This window comes from Pseudomonas sp. R62, from assembly GCF_000257605.1.
Lineage (GTDB): Bacteria > Pseudomonadota > Gammaproteobacteria > Pseudomonadales > Pseudomonadaceae > Aquipseudomonas > Aquipseudomonas atacamensis.
Window position 1 is genome coordinate 1,166,497 of sequence record NZ_JH635998.1, and the last position, 17,244, is coordinate 1,183,740.

The 17,244-nt window shown below is 61.8% G+C and carries 14 protein-coding genes and 1 pseudogene; 7 read left to right on the forward strand and 8 right to left on the reverse strand.

The genetic code is table 11. The features are described from left to right. Nucleotides 1-250: 250 nt before the first annotated feature. Nucleotides 251-775 (forward strand): ribosome biogenesis factor YjgA, encoded by a 525-nt coding sequence (yjgA, locus tag OQK_RS06725; RefSeq protein ID WP_016771692.1) that lies wholly within the window; start codon nt 251-253, stop codon nt 773-775. A gap of 51 nt (nt 776-826) precedes the next feature. Here the strand turns inward: yjgA and tldD are convergent, their stop codons facing one another. The 8 genes from tldD to mreB form a co-directional block, all read right to left on the reverse strand. Beyond that, the gene (gene tldD / locus OQK_RS06730) at nt 827-2,269 is read right to left on the reverse strand and encodes a metalloprotease TldD (RefSeq protein ID WP_016771693.1); all 1,443 of its coding nucleotides are present in this window, start codon (nt 2,267-2,269) and stop codon (nt 827-829) included. Nucleotides 2,270-2,273: 4 nt separating this feature from the next. Next, on the reverse strand, nt 2,274-3,134 hold the full coding sequence (locus OQK_RS06735) for a carbon-nitrogen hydrolase family protein (RefSeq protein WP_016771694.1): 861 nt from the start codon (nt 3,132-3,134) through the stop codon (nt 2,274-2,276). A 58-nt stretch (nt 3,135-3,192) separates the two neighbouring features. After that, nucleotides 3,193-6,996 carry a YhdP family protein gene (locus tag OQK_RS06740; protein WP_016771695.1) on the reverse strand — a complete coding sequence of 1,268 codons (3,804 nt, stop codon included), beginning with the start codon at nt 6,994-6,996 and terminating at the stop codon, nt 3,193-3,195. Between the two features lie 75 nt (nt 6,997-7,071). Next, nucleotides 7,072-8,529 carry a ribonuclease G gene (gene rng, locus OQK_RS06745; RefSeq protein ID WP_016771696.1) on the reverse strand — a complete coding sequence of 486 codons (1,458 nt, stop codon included), beginning with the start codon at nt 8,527-8,529 and terminating at the stop codon, nt 7,072-7,074. A 58-nt stretch (nt 8,530-8,587) separates the two neighbouring features. Continuing rightward, entirely contained in the window at nt 8,588-9,184 is a 597-nt protein-coding gene (locus OQK_RS06750; protein ID WP_016771697.1) for a Maf family protein, read from the reverse strand. Nucleotides 9,185-9,221: 37 nt separating this feature from the next. Next, on the reverse strand, nt 9,222-9,713 hold the full coding sequence (gene mreD, locus OQK_RS06755; RefSeq protein WP_016771698.1) for a rod shape-determining protein MreD: 492 nt from the start codon (nt 9,711-9,713) through the stop codon (nt 9,222-9,224). Then, nucleotides 9,713-10,801 carry a rod shape-determining protein MreC gene (mreC, locus tag OQK_RS06760; RefSeq protein ID WP_081489835.1) on the reverse strand — a complete coding sequence of 363 codons (1,089 nt, stop codon included), beginning with the start codon at nt 10,799-10,801 and terminating at the stop codon, nt 9,713-9,715. The genes mreD and mreC overlap by 1 nt, the downstream gene beginning before the upstream one ends. 140 nt (nt 10,802-10,941) lie before the next feature. Further along, nucleotides 10,942-11,979, reverse strand: coding sequence for a rod shape-determining protein MreB (gene mreB, locus OQK_RS06765; protein ID WP_002555108.1), 1,038 nt, complete (start codon nt 11,977-11,979; stop codon nt 10,942-10,944). A gap of 211 nt (nt 11,980-12,190) precedes the next feature. On the opposite strand from mreB, the gene gatC reads away from it, so the two are divergent. The 6 genes and pseudogenes from gatC to OQK_RS06795 form a co-directional block, all read left to right on the forward strand. Continuing rightward, nucleotides 12,191-12,478, forward strand: coding sequence for an Asp-tRNA(Asn)/Glu-tRNA(Gln) amidotransferase subunit GatC (gene gatC, locus OQK_RS06770; protein WP_016771700.1), 288 nt, complete (start codon nt 12,191-12,193; stop codon nt 12,476-12,478). Between the two features lie 16 nt (nt 12,479-12,494). Beyond that, a complete protein-coding gene (gatA, locus tag OQK_RS06775; protein ID WP_016771701.1) occupies nt 12,495-13,946 on the forward strand; it encodes an Asp-tRNA(Asn)/Glu-tRNA(Gln) amidotransferase subunit GatA in 1,452 nt (483 codons plus the stop codon). A 10-nt stretch (nt 13,947-13,956) separates the two neighbouring features. Next, nucleotides 13,957-15,402, forward strand: coding sequence for an Asp-tRNA(Asn)/Glu-tRNA(Gln) amidotransferase subunit GatB (gene gatB / locus OQK_RS06780; RefSeq protein WP_016771702.1), 1,446 nt, complete (start codon nt 13,957-13,959; stop codon nt 15,400-15,402). Between the two features lie 218 nt (nt 15,403-15,620). Next, a complete protein-coding gene (locus tag OQK_RS06785) occupies nt 15,621-15,992 on the forward strand; it encodes a septal ring lytic transglycosylase RlpA family protein (RefSeq protein WP_016771703.1) in 372 nt (123 codons plus the stop codon). A 97-nt stretch (nt 15,993-16,089) separates the two neighbouring features. Beyond that, nucleotides 16,090-17,100: a calcium/sodium antiporter gene (locus OQK_RS06790; protein ID WP_050977862.1), complete on the forward strand. Its 1,011-nt coding sequence runs from the start codon at nt 16,090-16,092 to the stop codon at nt 17,098-17,100. Then, nucleotides 17,097-17,244, forward strand: a pseudogene (locus tag OQK_RS06795) (carboxymuconolactone decarboxylase family protein); the annotation flags it as partial. The gene OQK_RS06790 and the pseudogene OQK_RS06795, both read left to right, overlap by 4 nt.

Genomic DNA, 17,244 nt, shown 5'->3' on the forward strand with positions numbered 1-17,244 from the left:
CCGAAGTCGACAGCCCCTGCTCCAGCGACACCGCGACTTCACAGGCGCTGGCGCCCTGGCGCTTGGCTTCGGCGATGATCTGCTCGACCTGTTCTTGCAGTGCCGGCAATGCCTGCGGGCCGACGCTTTGAACTGCACTCATGCTCATCTCCACTCAAATTCTGCTTTCGGCTGGGGTCATCGAGCGACCGGGCCGGACAAGCGGCCCCCGACTGGTTATCATGGCGGCGTTTCTTTGCGGACTGCCACCATGGTTGATTCTTACGACGACTCCCTCGATACGGGAGAAAAAAGCAAATCTCAGGTCAAACGCGAGTTGCATGCGCTGGTTGACCTCGGCGAGCGCCTGACCACACTCAAGCCTGATCTGGTCGCCAAACTGCCGTTGACCGACGCTTTGCGCCGGGCATTGGCCGATGCGCCCAAGCACACCGCGAACATCGCGCGTAAACGGCATTTGCAGTTCATCGGCAAACTGATGCGCGACCAGGACACTGACGCGATTCTGACTCTGCTCGATCAACTCGATGCCTCCACTCGCCAGTACAACGAGCGTTTCCATAATCTGGAACGCTGGCGTGACCGCCTTATCGCGGGCGATGACGCCGTGCTGGAGAAATTCGTCATCGAGTACCCGGACGCCGATCGCCAGCAATTGCGTTCCCTGATCCGTCAGGCCCAGCATGAGGTTGCGCAAAACAAACCACCTGCTTCGAGCCGCAAGATCTTCAAATACATTCGGGAGCTGGACGAGACTCAACGCGGCCTGCGTTGAAAATCGCCACCGGGTGGCCGTCCTGCGCGCCACCCGAAAGCCCCGCCTCTCTTATGCGCCCGTGCCACCCACGGTAATCGCATCGATTTTCAGCGTTGGCTGGCCGACTCCCACCGGCACCGACTGCCCATCCTTGCCGCACGTACCTACACCGCTGTCCAGCGCCAGATCGTTACCGACCATCGACACCCGGCTCATCGCCTCGGGACCGTTGCCGATCAATGTCGCGCCTTTGACCGGTGCGGTGATCTTGCCGTCCTCGATCAGATAAGCCTCGCTGGTGGAGAATACGAACTTGCCGCTGGTGATATCGACCTGACCGCCGCCGAGGTTGGCGCAGTAGATGCCCTTCTTCACCGAAGCGATGATTTCCGCCGGATCACTTTCGCCACCGAGCATGTAGGTGTTGGTCATCCGTGGCATCGGCAGGTGCGCGTAGGATTCGCGGCGACCGTTACCGGTGCGGGCCACGCCCATCAGCCGCGCATTGAGCTTGTCTTGCATGTAGCCCTTGAGTACGCCGTTTTCGATCAGCGTAGTGCACTCGGTCGGCGTGCCTTCGTCATCGACGCTGAGCGAACCGCGACGGCCACTCAAGGTGCCGTCATCGACGATGGTGCAAAGTTTGGAGGCAACCATTTCACCCATGCGCCCGCTGTAGGCCGAGCTGCCCTTGCGGTTGAAATCGCCTTCCAGACCGTGGCCGACCGCTTCGTGCAAGAGCACGCCGGACCAGCCGGAACCCAGCACCACCGGCAAGGTACCGGCCGGCGCCGGAATCGCTTCCAGATTGACCAGAGCCTGGCGCAGCGCTTCGCGGGCATAACCCATGGCGCGGTCTTCGGCGAGGAAGTAGCGGTAATCGGTACGCCCACCGCCGCCGTGCCCGCCGCGTTCGCGACGGCCATTCTGCTCAACGATGACACTAACGTTGAAGCGCACCAGTGGGCGCACGTCGGCGGCCAGGCCACCGTCGGTGGAGGCCACCAGGATTCGCTCCCAGACCCCGGCCATGCTCACGCTGACCTGCTGAATCCGTGGGTCGAGTGCGCGGGTGGCGACGTCGATGCGTTTGAGCAACTCGACTTTTTCCGCGCGGCTGAGCACTTCCAGCGGGTTATCGGGCGCGTACAGTTGCGCGACATCCTGGCTGGTGAATGCCTGCACGGTGCCGTTCTGCCCGGCGCGGGAGATCGAACGCGCGGCGCGGGCTGCTGCACCTAGGGCCTCGAGGGTGATCGCGTTGCTGTAGGCAAAACCGGTTTTCTCTCCGGACTGCGCGCGCACGCCGACACCCTGATCGAGGTTGAAGCTGCCTTCCTTGACGATGCCGTCTTCCAGCGCCCACGACTCGGAAATCTGGCCCTGGAAATACAGATCGGCGGCATCGATGCCCGGCCCGGCCAGATCGCCGAGCACGCCTTGCAGGCTCTCGATCGTGACACCGCCGGGTGCCAACAGGTGATCACTGACTGAGGACAACAACTCGCTCATAGGTTTACGCCTTAAATTCGTGTTCTGAAGCAGGCCGCTGGGCGCCCTGCGAGAAAAACCGCCGATGACGCGTCACCGGCATGCGCGCCCGGATGGACGCTTGTTCATCACTGTCGCGGGCGGCCAGCAACACCGCCTCGCCTTGATCCTGCTGGGCCAGCACACGCCCCCACGGGTCGACAATCGCCGCATGCCCGAAGGTCTCGCGTGGCCCCGGATGACTGCCGCCCTGTGCGGCCGCGAGGATATAACACTGTGTTTCGATGGCCCGCGCGCGGATCAGTACATCCCAATGCGCGGCGCCGGTTACGGCCGTAAAGGCCGACGGTGCGGTAATCAACTCGGCACCGGCGGCACGCAATTCGCTGTACAGCTCCGGGAAACGCAAGTCGTAACACACGCTCAGACCGACGCGCCCCATCGGCGTATCCGCCACCACTACATTACCGCCATAAGCATAGTCATCGGATTCACGGTACCGGCCGCGATTGTCGGCGACATCGACATCGAACAGATGCAGCTTGTCATAGCGCGCGACGATCTCGCCGTATTCATTGATCAGCAACGAGCAGGCATTGGCTTTGGCCGTGGGTTGACCCAACGGTGGCAACGGCAATGTGCCGGCGACTATCCATAAGGTGAGGTCGCGGGCGGTCTGTTTCAACCAGGGCAGGATCGGCCCTTGGCCCAAGGCTTCGGCGCGGCCGATATCAGCGACGTCGCGACGGCCCATGGCGGCGAAGTTTTCCGGCAGCACCGCGAGCTTCGCTCCGCCGGCGGCGGCCTGTTCAAGCAGGCGTCGGGCTTGGGCCAGATTGGCCGGCACGTCGCTCTGGCTGACCATTTGAATCACCGCTAAAGACATGGCGAACTCCCAAAGAGGTATTCGGCCATGCTACTCCATCGCTTCAAGGCCGGGCCGTTCAAAAAGGCTTGTCAAAGGTGATTTTCGGCTCTTTCCATGGGCCCTTGACGGTGTACTTGACGCTGGCGAAGCGCGCGACGCGGTCGCCGATCAGCTTGTCGATGAGGAACAGCGCGCCGCCGACCGCCGGTGCGCCGACGAGCAGCGCGGCGATCGGCAGGTTGTTGGTCACCGGCAGTGTCACCAGCAATTTCGCATCGACCTTGTCACCGACCAGATCCAGCGTGCCGTCCAGCTCAAGATTGCTCGAAGGCCCGGTCAGGCGAATCGGCTCACGTGTCACGTAGACACCGTTGTTCGCCACCAGCAAACCTTTGACCCGGTCGTAGCTCAAGCCTTTGCCGAACAGGTCGGAGAAGTCCAGACGCAGACGCCGGCCGATCGAGTTGAAGTTGAGCAGGCCGAAAACCCGCAGCGCCTGAGCACCACCTTCCACTTCAACGAACTGGCCCTTGTTCAGCGAGGCGTCGAGGGTGCCGGAGAAGCGCTTGGTCGCCAGCCACGCCGGCGAGCCCGGCCAGCGGCCATCGACATCCATGTGGAATTCTTCACTGGTGACGCTTGGCGCGAAGCCCCAGCCTTTGAGCACGTCGGCCAGATTCTTGCCGCCAATGCGGCCCTTGTACCAACTGCTGGTCTCCCCCGGCGCGCCTTCCCAGCCGCCGTTGCCTTGCAGGAGGATGCCCTTGAGGCCCATATCGAGGTTATTCAGTGCGATGCCCTTGGCGGTCGGCCGCACTTTCAGCGACCAGCCACCCACCAGATCGGGCCCGAGGAACAATTGATTGAGGGTGATATCCAGCGCCGGAATTTTCGTCGGATCGACCGACGCCAGTGGATCCGGCGCGTTCTCGTCAGCCTGCACCGCCGGGTCCGGCGCCGGCAGTTTCACGTATTGCAGATTCACCGCAATCGGCACGCCGTTGGCGTCCGGCAGGCTGGCCGTGCCCTTGGCCTGCTGACTATCGAGAGCGAGATTCCATGCGCCGGGCTTGCGATTGATCTGCACCGAGGCCTGATCCAGTGTGGTGCCGAGCGCGGTCAATTTGCCGACTTTGATGTCAGCGCTGCTGAGCAGTTGCTTGGCGCTGCCGCCCGGATCCCCGCCGGCGTATTTGTTGGCCAGATCCTGCCACGGCGCGACGTCCAGCTCCGACAGCACCCCACGAATGCGCAGGCCCTTGGCGCCCGGCAACACCGCTTCGCCAGCCCCGAGAAACAGTTCGCCACGGCCATCGGCGAAATTGCTCGGCGGCGCGGCAAAAGTGAAATTGGCCAGTTGATCGTAATTGAACCAGTAACGCCGCTCCTGGCCTTGCAGGGTCATGCGAAACACTGTGTCGCGCCCGACATCGGCGGCCATGCCGAACGGCGCCGGCAAATCCACTGCCACGCCTTTGAGGCTGGAGCTGACCAGCAACTGGCTGTCGGCCCCGGAAAGATTCAGCTGCAACTGATAAGGAATCGTCCCGGACACCGGCAGCGGCTGGGTCACGCCCAGCCAGTCGGTGAGCTTTTTCACTTCGACCTGCCCCGACGCCGCAACCCGGGTCTTGATCTGGTTGGGGCTGCCATCCGCGAAGATCTGCGCAGTGACCGGTTTATCGAAAGCACGTGCAGAGATGTTCTGGCCGCTGAGGCCTTTATTGCTGTCGAAGCGGAAATCGCCCTTGAGCTGGCTCAGTTCCAGTTTCGGTTCGGCCAGTTTCAGCCGCGCGTTGGCAGTTTTGAAATCGACGAGGATTTTCGGTTGCTCGCCCTTGGCCAGCGGAATGTCCAGTTTGAGCTTGCCATTCAGATCACCCGCGCCCTCCCAACCGGCAAAGGTCTCGCCAGTGCCAATCGGCGCGTCCTGAAGAATCTTCAAACCATCGCCCAGGCCACCGGCAAACGCGCCATCAAGAAACAAATGCGAGTTCTGCCCGGCCGGTACGTGAGGAATATTGACGAAGACATCGCTGACTTGCGTATCGAGCAACTGGCCCTTGCTGGCCCAGATGCGCACGCCGCTGTCCTCGATGAACACGTCACCGCTCACCTTGCTCACGTGCGGCCAGCCCGGCTGAAAGGCCAGTTCGGCGTCGTGCACTTTGAAGAACAAACTGATGCTGCGATCAGCCTCGCCGGCATTCTTGCTCAGCGAGCCCTGATACTGGAAGAAACCCTGATCCACCGCGCCTTTGAGGATCGCCGTGCGCAGCCATTCATCGAGCGCCGGGCTCAACACCGCCGGCAGGTATTTCGCGGTGTAGCGACCGTCACCATCGACGAGGCCGACGCGCAGGTCCATGTAGTCTTCCTGGCTATGGTCGAAGTGCAGGCGGATAAGGAAGTCGCCGGCAATCTTGCCCTCCTCGCCCAGCACCTTCAGGTACGGCGCAATCAGGGTGAAGCCGTCCTTGTCGAGCTTCCAGGTCAGCCGCGCATTGGCCTGCCGGTATTGCCATGGCTTGGCGAAAATCGGATCGAGGTGCAGGACGAAGTCCTTGCTGTCGAGGCGCAACTCACCGCCGTCCAGATTGCCGCTGAGGCTGCCGCTGACATTTCGCGCCGCCGGAGCGCCGTGGTAGGCATCAAAACCGACATTATCGAGGTTGGCGGCAAAGCCGAATTTTCTGCCATCGGTGGCAGTCGGGCGGAAGTCCAGCAGCACATTACGCAGGCCGCCGGTTACCTTCAAACGCTCGACCACAGTGGCGAAGCTTTGCGGCAACGGCCCCAACGCATTGAGCAGCGGCGTGAGCGGGGTCAGATCGAGGCGATCGGCCTGCAAATGCCAGAGCTCTTCAGCGTTGGCGCTGGCGCGAGTCTGCTGCACCTGCACATGGGATTCCCAGCGGGTGTCGCCGAAGCTCATCGCCAGTGAATCAAGAGTGACCTTCGCGCCCTCGGCGGTGTTGCGGTAATAGGCGTTGAGCGCCAGATTGTTGATCTGGATTGGCTCGCGATCGGCGTAGGCACCGGTCACTTGCGGCGCATTCAGGCGCAACGCGGCGCTTTGCAACGCGCCTTCGGCCCAATCGACCCAGAGTTCACCGCCGGCCTTGATCTCGGAAAAATTCCATTGCTGGGTCAGGCGCTCGGGCAGCCATTTCGACCAGTCGCTTTGCGGCAGGCTGGCATAACCCTCGATGACGCTGTTCTGCCATTGATCGGGACGAAGCTGACTGCGCAGGCTCAGCGCGACAGGCTGGCCATCGGGCAAGGTCAGACGCGCGTCGACACGCTGGCGGCTGGCGCCGGTGCGCAGATTCAGACCGACATAGGTGAGCGTCATGGGCGCGTGGTCGAGCGGTTGCAAGGTCACCTGGCTATCGAGCACCGACAGTTGCTTGATCATCTGCGAGCGCTGAAAAAGTTGCGCTGCATCGAACGGCTGGTCCTTCTGCACCGGCAGGCCTTCCAGCGCCCAGGTACCGTCTTCGGCTTCTTTCAGGCTGATCTTCAAACCGTTGAGTTCGATATGCGCGAGACGGACTTCGCGGGCGAGCACGCTACCCCACATATCCGGCACCACCCGCACGCGGTCGAGACGCAGCGCGTTGGCGCCGTCGCCAACCATCACGTCGTGGGCCAGCAGGATCGGTGCGAAACCGCTCCAGTTGCCCTCCAGCTCACCGATCTGCAAGGGCATGCCGAGGGCGGCGCTGGCCTTGTCTTCGATGTCGGCGCGGTATTCCGCCACCAGAGGGGTCAGCTCGCGGCCGAGGCTGACGTACAACGCCATCAACACCAGAACCAACGCGCACAGGCCCAGCCCCCAACGGGTGAGTGCGGCCAGAATGCGTGTCAGACGCTCCATGTCAGTTGGCTCCCATGGCAAAAATACTGCGAAAAGCTGAGGCCAGCCGCGTTGAATGAGTGGCGATGCAGGGCTTCAGAGCAGCACCACGTCATATTGTTCCTGGGAATACATGGTTTCCACCTGGAAACGTATGGTGCGGCCGATAAAGCCTTCAAGCTCGGCGACGTTACCGGATTCTTCGTCAAGCAAGCGATCGACCACTTTCTGGTTGGCCAGTACCCGATAACCCTCGGCCTGATAGGCCCGGGCCTCGCGCAGAATCTCGCGGAAGATCTCGTAACAGATGGTTTCGGCGGTCTTCAGTTTGCCGCGTCCCTGGCAACTGCTGCACGGCTCGCACAGCACCTGTTCGAGGCTTTCGCGGGTGCGCTTGCGGGTCATCTGCACCAGGCCCAGCTCGGTAATGCCGATGATGTTGGTCTTGGCGTGATCGCGCTCCAGCTGTTTCTCCAGAGTGCGCAGGACCTGACGCTGGTGCTCTTCATCTTCCATGTCGATGAAGTCGATGATGATGATCCCGCCGAGATTGCGCAGACGCATCTGCCGGGCAATCGCCGTGGCCGCTTCGAGATTGGTCTTGAAAATGGTTTCTTCGAGGTTGCGATGACCGACGAACGCCCCGGTGTTGACGTCGATGGTGGTCATGGCTTCCGCCGGATCGATCACCAGATAGCCGCCGGATTTCAGCGGTACCTTGCGCTCCAGCGCGCGCTGGATTTCATCTTCGACTCCGTACAGATCGAAGATCGGCCGCTCGCCCGGATAGTGTTCCAGACGATCGGCGATTTCCGGCATCAGTTCGGCGACGAATTGCGTGGTTTTCTGGAAGGTCTCCCGCGAGTCGATGCGGATCTTCTCGATCTTTGGATTGACCAGGTCACGCAGGGTGCGCAGGGCCAGGCCGAGGTCTTCGTAGATCACGCTCGGCGCGGCGATGGTCTTGATCTGCTCGTTGATCTGGTCCCAGAGGCGCCGCAGGTAACGGATGTCCATGAGGATTTCATCAGCGCCCGCGCCTTCAGCGGCTGTGCGCAGAATGAAGCCGCCGGCCTCCTTGATGCCTTCTTTGGCCACGCAATCACTGACCACCTGCTTGAGACGCTCGCGCTCGGCTTCGTCTTCGATCTTCAGGGAAATGCCGACGTGGGCGGTGCGCGGCATGTACACCAGATAACGCGAAGGAATCGACAGTTGTGTGGTCAGGCGTGCACCTTTGGAGCCGATCGGGTCTTTGGTGACTTGCACCACCAGACTTTGACCTTCGTGCACCAGCGAACTGATGCTTTCCACCGCCGGGCCTTCGCGCAGGGAGATTTCGGCGGCGTGAATGAAAGCTGCACGATCGAGGCCGATGTCGACAAATGCCGCCTGCATCCCCGGCAGCACACGGACGATCTTGCCTTTATAGATGTTGCCGACGATCCCGCGTTTCTGCGTGCGCTCGACGTGGACTTCTTGCAGCACACCGTTTTCGACCACCGCCACGCGCGACTCCATCGGCGTGATGTTGATCAGAATCTCTTCACTCATGGCAGGATCTCGTTCAGGCATGTTCACGATAGTGGCCGCATCTGGATTCGTACGACGCTCAGGGCGTGTTCAGGTTTTGCCAACAGGGTATGCCGAAATGGCGCAACACCTCGCAGGTTTCGCACAGCGGCAGGCCGACCACCGCCGAATAGCTGCCGTCGAGCCCGGCGACAAACACCGCACCCAGGCCCTGAATGCCATAGCCGCCGGCCTTGTCGCGCGGTTCGCCACTGGCCCAGTAGGCGCCGGCCTCTTCGCGGCTGATGCTGCGAAAACGCACGCGACTGCGCACCACCCGCGACTCGCAGCGCTCACCTTCAAGCACGGCGATGGCGGTCAGCACTTCGTGTTCGTTGCCGGACAACATCATCAGCATGGCGCATGCATCGGCTTCGTCCACCGGTTTGCCAAGTATTTTGCCGTCGAGTACCACAGCGGTGTCGGCGCCAAGCACGCAGAACGGCTGGTCAGAGACGACCGAGCGGCGCCCGGCCTCAGCCTTGCCACGCGCGAGGCGCTCGACATAGGCCGATGGGGATTCTTCAGGCAGCGGGGTTTCGTCGATGTCCGCGCTGATGGCGGAGAACTGCACGCCGATCTGCGTGAGCAATTCACGGCGGCGCGGTGAGCCGGAGGCGAGGTAAAGCAGTTTCATCAAAACATCTCCCTGTTCAGTGCCCTGCTTCACCGGCTCAATAGATTCTGTAGCGTCGGCATATCCCGCGAAGGGCGAAGCTGACCCACGGCCAGAGCAAGGCACTGACCAGCGCCGGCAAGACCAGCGCCAGGGTTGGCTGACGATTGCCGGTCAGAGCGCTTAGCCACAGTTGCGCCAACTGTGCGAGGCCGAAGATCACCAGGATCACCAGGCACTGCTGCCACATCGGGAACATGCGCAGGCGCTGCTGCAACGACAATACAAGGAAGGTAATCAGGGTCAGGATCAGCGCGTTCTGTCCGAGCAGGTCGCCCTGCAGGACATCTTCGGCCAGCCCCAGACAGAACGCCGTGACCATGCCGACCGTGTGCGGCATGTACAGCGCCCAAAACGTCACGAGCAAGGCCAGCCACAGCGGGCGAAGGATTTCCATGAAGATCGGCAACGGTGAAACGCTGAGCAGGATGCCGACGAAGAACGTCAGCCAGATCATCCAGCCGTTTCCGGATTTTTTCGCGCCGACCATTATTCTCGTCCCCCGGTAGTCGCTGGCGGTTTCGCCGGTGGTTTGCTCGCGGCCGGCGGTTTGGCAGCGGGCGGTTTGCTCGCGGCGGGCTTGGCTGGCGTGGCGGCAGGCGCTGCGGCTTCAGTGGCCGGCGCTGCGGTAGCGGTCGACGGCGTGGCAGGCATGATCAACGGTTTCGGCACGCTGGCAGGCAACATCGGGCCGCCGCCGTGGGCATCAAGCTGTTCCTGCGCCTGGGCGGCGTCATTGGCGCGTTCCTCGGCAGTGCGGCTGTCGCTGAACACCAGCAGCAGATAGCGACTGCGGTTCAGGGCGGCTGTGGGCACGGCGCGGACGATAGCGAACGGTTGGCCGGAGTCGTGGATGACTTCCTTGACCGTGGCCACCGGATAACCGGCTGGAAAACGCTGGCCGAGACCGGAGCTGACCAGCAGATCGCCTTCCTTGATGTCGGCAGTGTCGGCGACATGACGCAATTCCAGGCGCTCCGGGTTGCCGGTGCCGCTGGCAATCGCGCGCAGACCGTTACGGTTCACCTGCACGGGAATGCTATGGGTGGTGTCGGTCAGCAGAAGGACACGCGAGGTGTACGGCATCAATTCAACCACCTGGCCCATCAGCCCGCGTGCATCGAGCACCGGTTGGCCGAGCACCACGCCGTCGCGCTCACCTTTGTTGATGATGATGCGATGGGTGAAGGGGTTGGGGTCCATGCCGATCAACTCGGCCACTTCGACCTTTTCATTGACCAGTGCGGAGGAATTGAGCAACTCGCGCAGCCGAACGTTCTGCTCGGTCAGGGCCGCGAGCTTTTGCATGCGCCCCTGCAACAGCAGGTTTTCGGTCTTGAGTTTTTCGTTTTCGGCGACGAGCTCGGTGCGGCTGCCGAACTGACTGGCGACCCCTTCCCACAAGCGGCCGGGCAGGTCAGTGATCCAGTAGGCATCCATGAGCACCAGCGACGCTTGCTTGCGCGCGGGCTTGAGCAGGTCGAAACGTGCATCGACCACCATCAGTGCGACCGCGAGCACGGCCAGCACCAACAGGCGCACGCCCAACGAAGGGCCTTTGGTGAAAAGCGGTTTAATAAGCCGCTCCTCCCAGGCAAATGTTCTGTTTATTCATACGGCATCAAACCGGCCTGGATGAAGACTGACAGAAGATAAACGCCAACAGGCAGCACTGCAAAGTGCTGCCTGTGCGTTCACCCACGTATTGCATTCGAAGCTTATTCGCTCGAAAGCAGATCCATGGTGTGCTTATCCATCATTTCCAGCGCACGGCCACCGCCGCGAGCAACGCAAGTCAGCGGATCTTCGGCAACGATCACCGGCAGACCGGTTTCCTGAGCCAGCAACTTGTCGAGGTCACGCAGCAGCGCGCCACCACCAGTCAGCACCAGGCCACGCTCGGCGATGTCGGAAGCCAGTTCCGGCGGCGATTGCTCCAGCGCGCTTTTCACCGCCTGAACGATGGTCGCCAGCGACTCTTGCAGAGCCTCGAGCACTTCGTTGGAGTTCAGGGTGAATGCGCGTGGAACGCCTTCGGCCAGGTTGCGACCGCGAACATCGACTTCGCGTACTTCGCCGCCCGGGTAGGCCGTACCGATTTCCTGCTTGATGCGCTCAGCGGTGGATTCACCGATCAGGCTGCCGTAGTTGCGGCGCACGTAGGTGATGATCGCTTCGTCGAAACGGTCGCCGCCGACACGAACGGATTCGGCGTAGACCACACCGTTCAGGGAGATCAGGGCGATTTCAGTGGTACCACCACCGATGTCCACGACCATCGAACCGCGCGCTTCTTCAACCGGCAGGCCGGCACCGATCGCAGCAGCCATCGGCTCTTCGATCAGGAACACTTCACGGGCACCGGCGCCAAGGGCCGATTCACGGATGGCGCGACGCTCAACCTGGGTGGACTTGCATGGAACGCAGATCAGCACACGAGGGCTGGGCTGCAGGAAACTGTTTTCGTGAACCTTGTTGATAAAGTACTGCAGCATCTTTTCGCAGACGCTGAAGTCGGCGATCACGCCATCCTTCATCGGACGAATGGCAGCAATGTTGCCCGGCGTACGGCCGAGCATGCGCTTGGCCTCGGTGCCGACAGCGACGACACTTTTCTGGTTACCGTGTGTCCGAATGGCCACAACCGATGGCTCATTCAGGACGATACCGCGCTCGCGCACGTAAATAAGGGTGTTGGCAGTGCCCAGGTCAATGGAAAGATCGCTGGAAAACATGCCACGCAGTTTCTTGAACATGGGAAAGGGACCCTAGGCAACGCGTGGGTAAAAAAGTGCGGCAAACTCTAACAACGACAGGGATTTTGGGCAAGGCGCCAATATGTTAAATTGGCCGCTTTTCTGTGCACCAAGCCCCACAATCGCGGCCTTATGACCGTAGAAGTGCGGTAGTGTTCCGACAATCTAACACACGGACGCCGTCCGTTCTGTTTTCCACTGGAGAATCCCGATGGCGCTAGAACGCTCCGACGTGGAAAAAATCGCGCATCTGGCCTGCCTTGGCCTCAACGATGCCGATCTTCCGCACATTACTTCCGCCCTCAACAGCATTCTCGGGCTGGTCGACGAAATGCAGGCCGTTGCTACCGACGGTATCGAGCCGCTGGCCCACCCCCTGGAAGCCAGTCAGCGCCTGCGCGCCGACGTGGTGACCGAGACGAATAATCGCGAGGCCTACCAGTCCATCGCACCAGCGGTCGAAAACGGCCTGTATCTGGTTCCGAAAGTCATCGACTAAAGGGAAAGAGCCTGCAATGCATCAAATGACTCTGGCCGAGATCGCCCGCGGTCTCGCCGATAAAAAGTTTTCCTCCGAAGAGCTGACCAAAGTCCTGCTGGCGCGTATTACCCAGCTCGATCCGCAGCTCAACAGTTTCATCAGCCTCACCGAGGATCTGGCCATCGAGCAGGCGAAAGCCGCCGATGCACGCCGGGCCAACGGTGAGAGCGGCGCCCTGCTCGGCGCGCCGATCGCCCACAAGGACCTGTTCTGCACCCTGGGCATCCGCACCAGCTGCGGCTCGAAGATGCTCGACAACTTCAAAGCTCCGTATGACGCCACTGTCGTTGCGAAACTGGCCGCTGCTGGCGCTGTGACCCTGGGCAAGACCAACATGGACGAATTCGCCATGGGTTCGGCCAACGAGTCGAGCTGGTACGGCGCAGTGAAAAACCCATGGAACCTGGAACACGTGCCGGGCGGTTCGTCCGGTGGCTCGGCCGCCGCCGTGGCCGCTCGCCTGCTGCCTGCCGCCACCGCAACCGACACCGGCGGTTCGATCCGCCAGCCGGCAGCATTCACCAACCTCACCGGCCTGAAGCCGACCTACGGTCGCGTTTCGCGCTGGGGCATGATTGCTTACGCCTCCAGCCTCGATCAGGGCGGCCCGTTGGCGCGCACGGCCGAAGACTGCGCGATCCTGCTGCAAGGCATGGCCGGCTTCGACCCGAACGATTCCACCAGCATCGATGAGCCGGTTCCAGATTACTCCGCCAGCCTCGGCGAGTCGCTGCAAGGCCTGCGCATCGGCGTGCCGAAGGAATACTTCAGCGCCGGTCTCGACCCGCGCATTGCCGAGCTGATCCAGAACAGCATCCAGCAGTTGCAGAAGCTCGGTGCGGTGATCAAGGAAATCAGCCTGCCGAACATGCAGCACGCCATTCCGGCCTACTACGTGATCGCCCCGGCAGAAGCGTCTTCCAACCTGTCGCGTTTCGACGGCGTGCGTTTCGGCCATCGCTGCGAGAACCCGGAAAACCTCATCGACCTGTACAAGCGTTCCCGTGGCGAAGGCTTCGGCGCGGAAGTGCAGCGCCGGATCATGGTCGGTGCCTACGCGCTGTCCGCCGGTTACTACGACGCCTACTACCTGAAAGCGCAGAAGATTCGTCGTCTGGTGAAGAACGATTTCATGGCTGCGTTCAATGAAGTCGACATCATCCTCGGCCCGACCACGCCGAACCCGGCCTGGAAGCTTGGCGCGAAGAACAGCGACCCGGTCGCAGCCTATCTGGAAGACGTCTACACCATCACCGCCAACCTCGCCGGCCTGCCGGGCCTGTCGATGCCGGCCGGTTTTGTCGACGGTCTGCCGGTGGGCGTGCAGTTGCTCGCGCCGTATTTCCAGGAAGGCCGTTTGCTCAATGTTGCCCACCAGTATCAGCTCAACACTGACTGGCACACCCGCACCCCAACCGGCTTCTGAGGAGACACACATGCAATGGGAAGTCGTGATCGGGCTGGAGATTCACACTCAGCTCACCACCCGGTCGAAAATCTTTTCCGGTAGTTCCACCACGTTCGGTTCCGAACCGAACACCCAGGCCAGCCTGATCGACCTGGGCATGCCCGGCGTGTTGCCGGTGCTCAACCAGGAAGCGGTGCGCATGGCGGTGATGTTCGGTCTGGCGATTGACGCCGAGATCGGCCAGCACAACGTGTTCGCCCGGAAAAACTATTTCTACCCGGATCTGCCGAAGGGCTACCAGATCAGCCAGATGGAATTGCCGATCGTTGGCAAAGGCCACCTGGACATCGCCCTCGAGGATGGCACGGTCAAACGCGTCGGCATCACCCGTGCGCACCTGGAAGAAGACGCCGGCAAGAGCCTGCACGAAGAATTCAACGGTGCCACCGGCATCGACCTGAACCGTGCCGGCACGCCGCTGCTGGAAATCGTCTCCGAGCCGGACATGCGCAGCGCCAAGGAAGCCGTGGCTTACGTCAAGGCGATCCACGCGCTGGTGCGCTACCTGGGTATCTGCGACGGCAACATGGCCGAAGGCTCGCTGCGTTGCGACTGCAACGTCTCGGTGCGCCCGAAAGGCCAGGTCGAGTTCGGCACTCGCTGCGAGATCAAGAACGTCAACTCGTTCCGCTTCATCGAGAAGGCAATCAACTCCGAGATCCAGCGTCAGATCGAACTGATCGAGGACGGCGGCAAAGTGATCCAGCAGACCCGCCTGTACGATCCGAACAAGGACGAGACCCGTCCGATGCGTTCGAAAGAGGAAGCCAACGACTACCGTTACTTCCCCGATCCGGACCTGCTGCCGGTGGTCATCGAAGAGTCGTTCCTGGGTGAAGTGCGTGCCACCCTGCCGGAACTGCCACCGCAAAAGCGCGAACGCTTCCAGAGCCAGTTCGGTCTGTCGGCCTACGACGCCAACGTGCTGGCCACCAGCCGTGAACAGGCGGATTACTTCGAGAAAGTCGCAGCCATCGGTGGCGACGCGAAACTGGCGGCGAACTGGGTGATGGTCGAGTTGGGCAGCCTGCTCAACAAGCAGGGCCTGGACATCGAAGACTCGCCAGTCTCCGCCGAGCAACTGGGCGGCATGCTGCAGCGCATCAAGGACAACACCATCTCCGGCAAGATCGCCAAGGTGGTGTTCGAAGCGATGGCCAACGGCGAAGGCAGTGCTGACGAGATCATCGAGAAGCGCGGCCTCAAGCAAGTCACCGACACCGGCGCGATCTCCGCCGTGCTCGATGAAATGCTCGCGGCCAACGCCGAACAGGTCGAACAGTACCGCGCGGCAGACGAAGCCAAACGCGGCAAGATGTTCGGCTTCTTCGTCGGCCAGGCCATGAAAGCCTCGAAAGGCAAGGCCAACCCGCAGCAGGTGAACGAACTGCTGAAAAGCAAGCTCGAAGGCTGACCACCAATGGAGCCAGATCCAAAGCCTGGCTCCATTCCCTGTGGAAGGGACCTGTGGCGAGGGGATTTATCCCCGTTGGGCCGAGAAGCGGCCCCAATTGCTGAGCTTGATTTGCACCAGATAAATCGAGTTCTCAGTTTTGGGACTGCTGCGCAGTCCAACGGGGATAAATCCCCTCGCCACAGGTCACTCCTACATTTGATCCGGGATACCTTTGAATGAAGCGTCTGTTTTTGAGCAGCGCCCTGCTCTCTCTGCTGGCCGGTTGCGCCAGTACCGACACCATCGACCCGCACGGTTACGACCAGACCGGCGTCGCCTCCTACTATGGAGCCAAACATCACGGTAAACGCACCGCCAGCGGCGAAGCGTTCAACCAGCATTCCCTGACCGCCGCCCACCGCCAGTTGCCGTTCGGCACGCGAGTGAAGGTCACCAACCTGAAAAACGATGAATCAGTCGTGGTCCGCATCAATGACCGTGGCCCGCACACCCGTGGCCGGCTGATCGATCTGTCACGCGAGGCCGCCGATGAAATCGGCATGCTGCGCAGTGGCACCGCACGGGTTCGCGTGCAGGCCCTGGACTGATGGAGCGCCGACCATTTTCGGACTAGCCGATCTGCCGCTGATCAACGTCATCGAATTGCTCAGCGGCCTGGTTCTTTTGCTCATCGGCGCCGAGCTGATGGTGCGCGCCGCCGTGCGCCTGGCCGAGCGCCTGCACGTGCGTCCCTTGATCATCGGCCTGACCATCGTCGCCCTCGGCAGCAGCGCGCCGCAGATGACCGTGAGCCTGCAAGCGGCGTTGACCGACAACCCGGACATCGCCGTCGGCAGCGTGGTCGGCAGCGGCATCTTCAACATCCTCGTAACCCTTGGCCTGTCGGCATTGATCATTCCGCTGCGCGTGTCGCGGCAACTGGTGCGCCTGGATATCCCGCTGATGATCGGCGCCAGCCTGCTGGTATTCATCCTCGCTTGGAATAAAGATCTCGGGCGTTTCGACGGCGTCCTGCTGCTCGGGGCGTTGGCGCTGTACCTTGGCTTGTTGTTCCGCCAGTCGCGACACTCGACCCGCCCCCATACCGAACGCCCGAAGGATACGCAGCAATCCTGGCTGATCAGTGTGCTGATGATTCTCGCTGGCCTGGCCATGCTGGTGTTCGCCGGGCGTTTGCTGCTCGGCGCCGCCGTGGTCGTGGCCACCGACCTGGGCCTGTCCGAACGGGTCATCGGTCTGACCGTGGTCGCGGTCGGCACTTCGCTGCCGGAGCTGGCGACTTCGCTGATCGCTGCGTTGCGCGGGCAGCGCGACATTGCCGTGGGCAACGTGATCGGCGCCAACCTGTTCAACCTGCTCGGGGTGCTCGGGCTGACCGCCCTACTCGCACCGACGCCGCTTTCCGTTTCCCCGAATGCGCTGGATTTCGACTTGCCGGTGATGCTCGGCGTCGCGGCGCTGTGCTTGCCGGTGTTCTATTCCGGCTACCGCGTTACCCGGGCCGAAGGCTTGCTGCTGCTCGGTTTGTATCTGGTCTACGGGCTGCATGTGGTGTCGTTCACCACCGGCATGCCGCTGGCCGGCAAACTCGAGCGCTTGATGCTGTTTTATGTCCTGCCGGCGCTGCTGACGTTTCTGCTGTTCACGTCGATCCGCGCCTGGCGTCGCCAACACCACAAGAGAGATGTGCCATGAGCGAGTCGAAGCAGTCCGGGGTTGAAATCCGTCGTCAGGTCATGGGCGATGCGTTCGTTGATCGCGCCCTGGGCAACGCCACCGAGTTCACCCAGCCGTTGCAGGATTTCGTCAATGAACACGCTTGGGGCGGGGTGTGGAATC

Bases quoted from the DNA above. Each gene is read 5' to 3' on its own strand.
- tldD (WP_016771693.1), bottom strand. From the start codon at position 2,269: ATGAGCGAGTTGTTGTCCTCAGTCAGTGATCACCTGTTGGCACCCGGC.
- mreB (WP_002555108.1), bottom strand. From the start codon at position 11,979: ATGTTCAAGAAACTGCGTGGCATGTTTTCCAGCGATCTTTCCATTGAC.
- gatB (WP_016771702.1), top strand. From the start codon at position 13,957: ATGCAATGGGAAGTCGTGATCGGGCTGGAGATTCACACTCAGCTCACC.
- mreD (WP_016771698.1), bottom strand. From the start codon at position 9,713: ATGGTCGGCGCGAAAAAATCCGGAAACGGCTGGATGATCTGGCTGACG.
- rng (WP_016771696.1), bottom strand. From the start codon at position 8,529: ATGAGTGAAGAGATTCTGATCAACATCACGCCGATGGAGTCGCGCGTG.
- OQK_RS06750 (WP_016771697.1), bottom strand. From the start codon at position 9,184: ATGAAACTGCTTTACCTCGCCTCCGGCTCACCGCGCCGCCGTGAATTG.
- OQK_RS06740 (WP_016771695.1), bottom strand. From the start codon at position 6,996: ATGGAGCGTCTGACACGCATTCTGGCCGCACTCACCCGTTGGGGGCTG.
- OQK_RS06785 (WP_016771703.1), top strand. From the start codon at position 15,621: ATGAAGCGTCTGTTTTTGAGCAGCGCCCTGCTCTCTCTGCTGGCCGGT.
- yjgA (WP_016771692.1), top strand. From the start codon at position 251: ATGGTTGATTCTTACGACGACTCCCTCGATACGGGAGAAAAAAGCAAA.
- gatA (WP_016771701.1), top strand. From the start codon at position 12,495: ATGCATCAAATGACTCTGGCCGAGATCGCCCGCGGTCTCGCCGATAAA.
- gatC (WP_016771700.1), top strand. From the start codon at position 12,191: ATGGCGCTAGAACGCTCCGACGTGGAAAAAATCGCGCATCTGGCCTGC.
- OQK_RS06790 (WP_050977862.1), top strand. From the start codon at position 16,090: ATGGTGCGCGCCGCCGTGCGCCTGGCCGAGCGCCTGCACGTGCGTCCC.
- OQK_RS06735 (WP_016771694.1), bottom strand. From the start codon at position 3,134: ATGTCTTTAGCGGTGATTCAAATGGTCAGCCAGAGCGACGTGCCGGCC.